The organism is Duncaniella sp. (assembly GCF_029054785.1).
Classification (GTDB): Bacteria; Bacteroidota; Bacteroidia; order Bacteroidales; family Muribaculaceae; genus Duncaniella.
Map to the genome: position 1 here is coordinate 1 of NZ_JAIDEN010000093.1, position 8,281 is coordinate 8,281.

Consider the following 8,281-nt stretch of genomic DNA (forward strand, 5'->3'; position numbering starts at 1 on the left):
GTAGATCGAGTCGATCGCGAGGACATCAATAGCGTCGTTTGCATTGCGGTTTTCCTCGGCGGGAACCCAACCGCGACCTTTATTGATTGTGAGGTCGATAGTGAAGCTGGCGCTCGGATCCAAATGACAGATGACAAGATCGGGATTCAGGATTTCAAATCCTGAGAGGACTTTGCCAATGTCACCGGCTGTGAACTCTTCCTGACCTGACACAGTGATGGATGCCTTTTCAAAATCGGTATCTTCAACCTTTTGCTTAAGGTTTACTTTCTTGAGGTTAAGAATGATGTTTGTGACATCTTCCTTGACGCCGGGGATAGTGTCAAACTCGTGTCTCACACCGTCGATGCGGATCGACGAGATGGCGAAACCTTCGAGTGAGGAGAGAAGGATGCGACGCAGGGCGTTGCCAATGGTTATACCATATCCCGGTTCCAATGGCTTAAACTCAAATTTACCGAAATGATTATCGGCTTCCAACATGAGGACTTTGTCGGGTTTCTGGAATGCTAAAATAGCCATGGATCTTGATTTAATTATTATTTAGAATACAACTCGACGATAAGCTGCTCTTTGATGTTCTCAGGGATGTCTTCACGGGCGGGAACATGGAGGAATTTACCTGCCTTGATGTTCTCATCCCATTCGAGCCAAGGATATTTGCTGTGATTGAATCCGGCGAGTGCGTCGGAAATTACTTCGAGAGACTTTGACTTTTCACGGACACCGATAACGTCGCCGGGCTTAACTGCATAAGATGCGATGTTGACAACTTTGCCGTTGACTACGATGTGGCGGTGAAGTACAAGCTGACGGGCTGCTGCACGGGTGGGAGCGATGCCGAGACGATAAACTACGTTGTCGAGACGGCCTTCAAGAAGCTGAAGAAGGATCTCACCGGTGATACCTTTGGCGCGTGATGCCTTGTCAAAGAGGTTGTGGAACTGCTTTTCAAGAACGCCGTAGGTATATTTGGCTTTCTGCTTCTCGCGGAGCTGCACGCCGTACTCGGAAGTTTTTCTTCTCTTGTTGAGTCCGTGCTGGCCCGGAGGATAATTTTTCTTGGCGAGGACTTTATCTTCACCGAAGATGGGTTCGCCAAACTTACGGGCGATTTTGGTGCGGGGACCTGTGTATCTTGCCATTTCTGTTTTTGTTTGATGTTGTTTCCCTGGAGCGGGGTTCTGGATCTTCGACTGATTGTCAGAGCTGTGAATTCCGGGGTGACAGCCGCGACCACAGAGAGGTGATGAAAAATATGGTCTATTTCACTGAAGATTCACCTTTGTCTGAGTCAGTCTCCCGGACATTTCCGCACAGAGGCCGGAAAGTGGTCCGCAGATCGTTGCCGGTGACAGGGAGTTGGAAAAAATTGAATAATCAAAATTTACCTTGACCTGATGAGACGGCCTGGTGAGGCTCATGGTTTTGTTTGAAAGTGAGAGCTGAGCTTTTGACCGTTTCTCAGGATAGCGAGGTCTGATGCGGATCTGAAATTATACGCGACGACGCTTGGGAGGACGGCAACCGTTGTGGGGAAGCGGAGTTACGTCAACGATTTCAGTAACTTCGATACCGGCGCCATGGACGGTGCGGATTGCAGACTCACGACCGTTACCGGGACCCTTCACATAAGCTTTCACTTTGCGGAGACCGAGATCGTAGGCAACTTTCGCACAATCCTGAGCGGCCATCTGAGCTGCATAGGGAGTGTTCTTTTTTGAGCCACGGAAACCCATCTTGCCAGCAGATGACCAGGAGATAACCTGACCTTCAGAGTTGGCTAAGCACACAATGATGTTGTTGAAAGACGAGTGAACGTGAAGCTGACCGGCGGCGTCAACCTTGACGTTTCTTTTCTTTGCTGCGACTGTCTTTTTTGCCATGTTCGTTTATTATTTAGTAGCTTTTTTCTTGTTTGCAACAGTTTTCTTGCGACCCTTGCGTGTACGGGCGTTGTTCTTGGTGCTCTGACCACGCACGGGGAGACCGTTACGATGACGGATGCCACGATAGCAACCGATGTCCATAAGACGTTTGATGTTGAGCTGAATTTCGCTGCGGAGGTCACCTTCAACCTTGTAGTCGGCGCCGATTACTTCACGAACCTTGGCTGCCTGATCGTCGGTCCAGTCCTTGACCTTGATATTCACGTCAACGCCGGCCTTTTCAAGAACTGACTTGGCTGCGCTGCGTCCGATACCAAAAATATAGGTCAGGGCGATTTCACCTCTTTTGTTCTGGGGGAGGTCAACTCCCACAATTCTTACTGCCATATAATTACTTGATTACTTGACTAAAATTTTTGCAAAGGTAATACTTTTTCAGCGATCATAAATAGGGTTTAAGCCATTTAGAAACACTTATTAGAAATCATTGGGAAATATTAACTAATAGGATTCTATAATGACTCTGTGTCCTCTATCTCTGATCCGGACCGATGATTAACCTTGACGCTGCTTGTATTTGGGGTTTTTCTTGTTGATGACGTAAAGACGTCCTTTGCGGCGCACGATTTTGCTGTCAGGAGTGCGCTTTTTGACTGAAGCTCTTACTTTCATTGGTTTATCTGTATTGAAGATGATTATTTGTTGCTGGAATTATTTGTAGCGGAATGCGATTCGTCCTTTCGAGAGGTCGTAGGGCGACATTTCCACTTTCACTTTATCGCCGGGAAGGATCTTGATGTAGTGCATGCGCATCTTTCCGGAGATGTGGGCTGTGATTTCGTGGCCGTTTTCCAGTTCGACGCGGAACATTGCGTTTGACAAGGCTTCGACGATTGTTCCGTCAAGTTCGATTGCTGCTTGTTTTGCCATAGGTTATTTCGATGGTGAAATAGGATGTGGTTTTTAGTTAAATGAATCTGTCGCCAAGGGCTTCCTCTATATAATCAAATGTGGTGAGTATCTGAGGGCCTTCCGGATCTATGACTATGGTGTGTTCATAGTGGGCGGAAGGTTTGCGGTCCTTGGTCCGGCACTGCCAGCCGTCTTTTTCGATGACTATGTTGCGGCTTCCGAGATTGATCATAGGTTCGATGCAGATGCACATTCCTTTTTTCAATACCGGTCCGCAACCGCGGCGTCCGTAGTTGGGGACTTCCGGATCTTCGTGCATCTTGCGTCCGATGCCGTGGCCACACATTTCGCGGACCACGCTGTAACCGTGGCGCTCGCAGTAGGTCTGGACCGTGTTGGCGATGTCTCCGATGCGTTTTCCTTCCTGGGCGGCGGCGATGCCTTTGTAGAGCGACTCCTTTGTGGTCTTGCACAGGGCAAGGACTTCGGGGGCGATCTCCCCTACCGGGAAGGTGTAACACATGTCTCCGTTGTAACCGTCAAGTTCGACGACGGTGTCGATGCCGACGATGTCGCCTTCGCGCAGTTCGTAGCCGGAGGGAAATCCGTGGACCACGGTTTCGTTGACTTCTATGCACAATGTGCCGGGAAACCCTCCGTAACCGAGACATGCGGGCTTGCCTCCATTGTCGCGCATGAATTCGCGGGCGATGTTGTCAAGGTGACGGGTAGTCACGCCTGGAGCCACCCACTTGGCGACTTCGCCAAGTGTGCGGCTCACAAGCGTGGATGCCTGTCGCATTTTTTCGATTTCTTCGGGTGTCTTGAGATAGATCATTTATCTGAAGAATGAATCAGCGGTAATCGAGACGGGTTTTAATAGGCAGAACCAGTGGTGCGGCCTTTGATCTTGCCGTCCTTCATGAGTCCGTCATAGTGGTGCATCATCAGGTGGCTTTCGATCTGCTGGAGGGTGTCAAGGACGACACCGACAAGGATCAGCAGTGAGGTTCCTCCGAAGAACTGCGCGAAGTTCTGGCTGATGCCGAAGAAGCGTGCGAATGCCGGGAGGATGGCCACGATGCCGAGGAAGATCGAACCGGGGAGAGTGATACGCGACATGATTGAGTCGAGATACTCTGCGGTTTTCTTTCCGGGTTTCACTCCGGGAATGAAGCCGTTGTTACGCTTCATGTCCTCTGCCATCTGGGTGGGACGCACTGTGATGGCAGTATAGAAGTAAGTGAAGGCCACGATGAGGATGAAGTATACAAGGTTGTACCAGAATCCGTTGATGTCCGAGAAAGCGGCGTAGAATCCCGATGAGCTCTCTGAGCTTCCGAAGCCGGCGAGAGTGATGGGGATGAACATGATTGCCTGGGCGAAGATGATGGGCATTACGCCGGCGGCGTTTACTTTCAGGGGGATGTACTGGCGGGCACCTCCGTACTGGCGGTTGCCGACAATACGCTTGGCGTACTGTACGGGCACCTTACGTGTTCCTTGTACAAGAAGCACAGCGCCGACTGTCACTGCGAAGAGCAGGAGGATCTCGACTACGAACATGATCAGACCGCCCTGGCTGCCGGTGGCACCCGGAAGACGGCTTGTGAATTCATAGAAGAGGGCTCCCGGAAGACGTGCAATGATACCTACAAGGATGATGAAGGAGATACCATTGCCGATGCCGCGGTCAGTGATGCGCTCGCCGAGCCACATGATGAACATGGAGCCGGCTGCAAGGATTACGGTAAGGAAAGCCAATGTCCAGAAGCCCATGGTGGCACCGCCTGTGGCGGCGCTCACCTGAACCTGGAGATTTACAAGATAAGCAGGACCCTGGAGCAGCAGGATAAGCACAGTCAGATAACGGGTATACTGGCTGAGCTTCTGTCGGCCGCTCTCGCCTTCGCTCTGGAGCTTCTGGAAAGAAGGGAGTACCATGCCCAGCAGCTGTATCACGATGGATGCAGTGATGTAGGGCATGATGCCGAGAGCGAAGATCGAGGCTTGAGAGAAAGCACCTCCTGAGAACATGTCAAGGAGCTGCATCAGGCCACTCTTGTTGGTGAACTTCGACAGGGCGTCGAGATCCTCCGGCGAGATGCCGGGAAGGACTACATAGCAGCCGAGACGATAGACGAGCACCAGCAGAAGGGTGACAAGAATACGCTTTCTCAGTTCCTCAATGGTCCAGATGTTACGAATTGTTTCAACAAATCTCATTTCGAGGAGAAGGGGGATTAAATTTTGTTTACTGAGCCTCCGGCTTCAACGATTGCTTTCTCAGCAGCGGCTGAGAAGGCGTTGGCCTCAACAGTGAGTTTCTTGGTAAGCTTGCCTGTCGCGAGGATCTTGACGGGCTGCTTGCCGTTGATGAGGCCAGCTGCAAGGAGTTCGGCTACGCCGATCTTCTCGATTCCGGCGGTCTCGGCGAGACGTTCGAGGTCGACAAGATTGACAGCTTTGTACTCAGTACGGCTGAGGGGTTTGAAACCGAATTTGGGGAGACGGCGCTGAAGAGGCATCTGACCACCTTCAAAACCTATTTTGCGGCTGTAGCCCGAACGAGATTTTGCACCCTTGTGACCGCGGGTAGATGTTCCACCCTTGCCTGAACCGGCACCACGGCCGATACGGGTTTTCTTCTGAACAGAGCCGACAGCTGGTTTTAAATTGCTTAAATCCATAGTTGTGTTAATGATTTTTAGAAATTAGGCGTTGGTCACTTCTACCAAGTGGCGTACTGCTTTAACCATACCCATCACTGAGGGGGTGTCCTCAAGGACTACTGAGTGATGCATTTTTTTCAAGCCGAGTGCGTCGAGAGTGCGCTTCTGCACTGCGGGAGCGTTGATGCGGCTCTTAATCTGGGTGATTTTAATTTTTGCCATCTGATATATGGATGATTAGCCGTTAAACACTTTGTCGATAGAGATACCGCGATTCTGGGCAACCTGAGCGGGTGAGCGCATTTCGCCGAGGGCGGCGATGGTAGCCTTCACGAGGTTGTGGGGGTTGGAAGAACCCTTTGATTTTGCAAGGACGTCAGTCACGCCTACGCTCTCAAGAACGGCACGCATTGCACCACCGGCTTTCACACCGGTACCGTGGCTTGCGGGTTTGAGGATTACGCGTGAACCGCCGAATTTGGCGATCTGTTCGTGAGGGATAGTACCGCGGTGAACGGGAACCTTGATGAGGTTCTTCTTGGCAGCTTCAACGCCCTTGGCGATGGCAGCCTGAACTTCATTGGCTTTGCCGAGGCCCCAGCCTACGATACCGTTTTCATTTCCGACAACTACAATGGCTGCGAAAGTGAAAGTACGGCCACCTTTGGTAACCTTGGTGACGCGGTTGATGGCGACGAGACGATCCTTGAGTTCGAGATCGTTAGTGGATTTAACTTTATTGTTCTTAGTAGCCATATTCTTTAGAATTTAAGGCCGCCTTTGCGTGCGGCGTCAGCCAATGATTTAACTCTGCCATGGAAAAGGTAACCGTTGCGGTCGAAAACCACTTCGGTGATACCGGCTGCAAGGGCCTTCTGAGCGATAGCCTCGCCAACCTTGGCTGCAATTTCACACTTGGTGCCCTCTTCGATGCCTTTTGAAGAAGTGGCGCAAAGAGTTGTGCCTGCGAGGTCATCAATGAGCTGGACATAAATCTGCTTGTTGCTGCGGAAAACCGACATGCGGGGACGAGCGGCGGTGCCGGAAATCTTCCCGCGGATGCGGGCCTTGATTTTAGTTCTGCGTTGTATCTTAGAAACCATTTTTGAATCAATTTAATTATTTAGCACTTGCCGACTTACCCGACTTGCGACGGATAATTTCGCCCACAAACTTGATACCTTTGCCCTTGTAGGGTTCGGGCTTGCGGAGAGAGCGGATCTTGGCGCAAACCTGACCGAGAAGCTGCTTGTCGTCGCTTTCGAGGATGATGAGCGGGTTTTTGTTACGCTCGCTCTTTGCCTCTACTTTCACTTCCGGGGGAAGTTTGATATATATGGCGTGTGAGTAACCGAGCGAGAGCTCAAGCACCTGGCCGGTGGCGGCGGCGCGGTAACCCACACCTACTAATTCCATTTCCTTGCGATAGCCTGTGGAAACGCCGACAACCATGTTGTGGATGAGTGCGCGGTAGAGACCGTGCTGAGCGCGGTGCTCGCGGTCATCAGAAGGACGGGTAACTACTACGTGGCCGTCTTCGACGCTCACCTGGAGATCGGGGTTTACTTTCTGTGTGAGGGTGCCTTTGGGACCTTTTACGGTTACTGTGTTATCCTGGCCGACTGTAACCTGTACACCGGCGGGAATTTCAATGGGAGCTTTACCTATACGTGACATAATTTGTATCCTCCTTATTGATTAGTAAACGTAGCAAAGGACCTCGCCACCGATCTTGAGGTCGCGGGCCTTCTTGTTAGTCATCACACCCTTCGAGGTTGAGAGGATGGCGATGCCGAGTCCGTTCAACACACGAGGCATATCTTTGTAGCCGGTATAACGGCGGAGACCGGGACGCGAAACGCGCTCAAGGCTCTTGATTGCGTTGACCTTGTCAACGGGATCGTACTTGAGGGCGATCTTGATTGTGCCCGCGGGATTTTCGCCTTCCTCGAACTTGTAGTTGAGGATGTAGCCTTGTTCGAAGAGAATCTTGGTGATCTCTTTCTTCAAGTTTGAGGCAGGAATCTCGACCACGCGATGGTTGGCCTTGATTGCATTTCTCAATCTTGTCAGATAATCTGCTATTGGATCAGTCATTTTGAAAAATGTTTAAATTGATTGGGATTTTCCCAACAATATTTAATACTCACTGTGATTGGTCGGAGTTTGGTTGAGACGAGAGAGGAAGAAGAGGACGACCGCGGCTGCCGGATCCTTTGCCGGAGAGGATTTCTGAGTAACTTTTCGGCTTGTGGGGATGGCAGATCCGCTTAGAGGTAACGACTCTCTGGCCGTCGACTCTCTGGGAACGGACCGGTAAGCGGAAACTTACCAGGAAGCTTTCTTCACACCGGGGATAAGACCGGCTGAAGCCATCTCGCGGAACTGGATACGCGAAATGCCAAACTGACGCATGTAGCCTTTGGGACGACCGGTGATCGAGCAACGGTTGTGAAGACGAACAGTAGAGGCGTTCTTGGGAAGAAGCTGGAGAGCTTCGTAGTCACCTGCGGCCTTGAGTTCAGCTTTCTTCTTGGCATATTTAGCGACGAGCTTTGCGCGTTTCACTTCGCGAGCCTTCATTGATTCTTTTGCCATAGCGGGTGCTTAGTTTTTAGCGTTTTTGAAAGGGAGACCGAATTCCTTGAGAAGTGCATAACCTTCTTCGTCAGTGTTGGCTGAGGTAACGAAGGTGATGTTCATACCCATGAGCTTGTTGATGGAATCGATGTTGATTTCGGGGAAGATGATCTGCTCTGTGATACCGAGGGTGTAGTTGCCACGGCCGTCGAGCTTGCTTTCGATACC

The 8,281-nt window shown here is 51.0% G+C and carries 14 protein-coding genes and 2 pseudogenes; all 16 read right to left on the bottom strand.

Annotation, left to right across the window (positions count from 1 at the left end):
- Positions 1–522, bottom strand: a pseudogene (locus K2H17_RS06235) (DNA-directed RNA polymerase subunit alpha); the annotation flags it as partial.
- 17 nt (positions 523–539) lie between these two features.
- Positions 540–1,145, bottom strand: a complete 606-nt coding sequence (rpsD, locus tag K2H17_RS06240) for a 30S ribosomal protein S4 (RefSeq protein WP_107031235.1) — start codon at positions 1,143–1,145, stop codon at positions 540–542.
- Positions 1,146–1,496: 351 nt separating this feature from the next.
- Positions 1,497–1,886: a 30S ribosomal protein S11 gene (gene rpsK / locus K2H17_RS06245; RefSeq protein WP_107031234.1), complete on the bottom strand. Its 390-nt coding sequence runs from the start codon at positions 1,884–1,886 to the stop codon at positions 1,497–1,499.
- A 9-nt stretch (positions 1,887–1,895) separates the two neighbouring features.
- Positions 1,896–2,276 (bottom strand): 30S ribosomal protein S13, encoded by a 381-nt coding sequence (gene rpsM / locus K2H17_RS06250; protein WP_300132701.1) that lies wholly within the window; start codon positions 2,274–2,276, stop codon positions 1,896–1,898.
- 168 nt (positions 2,277–2,444) lie between these two features.
- Positions 2,445–2,561: a 50S ribosomal protein L36 gene (rpmJ, locus tag K2H17_RS06255; protein WP_016562612.1), complete on the bottom strand. Its 117-nt coding sequence runs from the start codon at positions 2,559–2,561 to the stop codon at positions 2,445–2,447.
- Between the two features lie 39 nt (positions 2,562–2,600).
- Positions 2,601–2,819: a translation initiation factor IF-1 gene (gene infA, locus K2H17_RS06260; RefSeq protein WP_107031232.1), complete on the bottom strand. Its 219-nt coding sequence runs from the start codon at positions 2,817–2,819 to the stop codon at positions 2,601–2,603.
- 37 nt (positions 2,820–2,856) lie between these two features.
- Entirely contained in the window at positions 2,857–3,639 is a 783-nt protein-coding gene (gene map / locus K2H17_RS06265) for a type I methionyl aminopeptidase (protein WP_300132704.1), read from the bottom strand.
- Between the two features lie 38 nt (positions 3,640–3,677).
- Positions 3,678–5,027: a preprotein translocase subunit SecY gene (gene secY, locus K2H17_RS06270; protein ID WP_300132706.1), complete on the bottom strand. Its 1,350-nt coding sequence runs from the start codon at positions 5,025–5,027 to the stop codon at positions 3,678–3,680.
- Positions 5,028–5,044: 17 nt separating this feature from the next.
- Positions 5,045–5,491 carry a 50S ribosomal protein L15 gene (rplO, locus tag K2H17_RS06275; protein WP_300132709.1) on the bottom strand — a complete coding sequence of 149 codons (447 nt, stop codon included), beginning with the start codon at positions 5,489–5,491 and terminating at the stop codon, positions 5,045–5,047.
- A gap of 24 nt (positions 5,492–5,515) precedes the next feature.
- Positions 5,516–5,695, bottom strand: a complete 180-nt coding sequence (rpmD, locus tag K2H17_RS06280) for a 50S ribosomal protein L30 (RefSeq protein WP_107031228.1) — start codon at positions 5,693–5,695, stop codon at positions 5,516–5,518.
- A gap of 15 nt (positions 5,696–5,710) precedes the next feature.
- Positions 5,711–6,229, bottom strand: coding sequence for a 30S ribosomal protein S5 (gene rpsE / locus K2H17_RS06285; RefSeq protein WP_107031227.1), 519 nt, complete (start codon positions 6,227–6,229; stop codon positions 5,711–5,713).
- Between the two features lie 5 nt (positions 6,230–6,234).
- Positions 6,235–6,576, bottom strand: coding sequence for a 50S ribosomal protein L18 (gene rplR, locus K2H17_RS06290; protein ID WP_300132713.1), 342 nt, complete (start codon positions 6,574–6,576; stop codon positions 6,235–6,237).
- 16 nt (positions 6,577–6,592) lie between these two features.
- Positions 6,593–7,150 carry a 50S ribosomal protein L6 gene (gene rplF, locus K2H17_RS06295; RefSeq protein ID WP_300132716.1) on the bottom strand — a complete coding sequence of 186 codons (558 nt, stop codon included), beginning with the start codon at positions 7,148–7,150 and terminating at the stop codon, positions 6,593–6,595.
- Between the two features lie 21 nt (positions 7,151–7,171).
- Complete coding sequence (gene rpsH / locus K2H17_RS06300) at positions 7,172–7,570, bottom strand: 30S ribosomal protein S8 (RefSeq protein WP_107031224.1); 399 nt, start codon at positions 7,568–7,570, stop codon at positions 7,172–7,174.
- 231 nt (positions 7,571–7,801) lie between these two features.
- On the bottom strand, positions 7,802–8,071 hold the full coding sequence (gene rpsN / locus K2H17_RS06305; RefSeq protein WP_107031223.1) for a 30S ribosomal protein S14: 270 nt from the start codon (positions 8,069–8,071) through the stop codon (positions 7,802–7,804).
- Positions 8,072–8,080: 9 nt separating this feature from the next.
- Positions 8,081–8,281 (bottom strand): annotated as a pseudogene (gene rplE, locus K2H17_RS06310) (50S ribosomal protein L5); the annotation flags it as partial.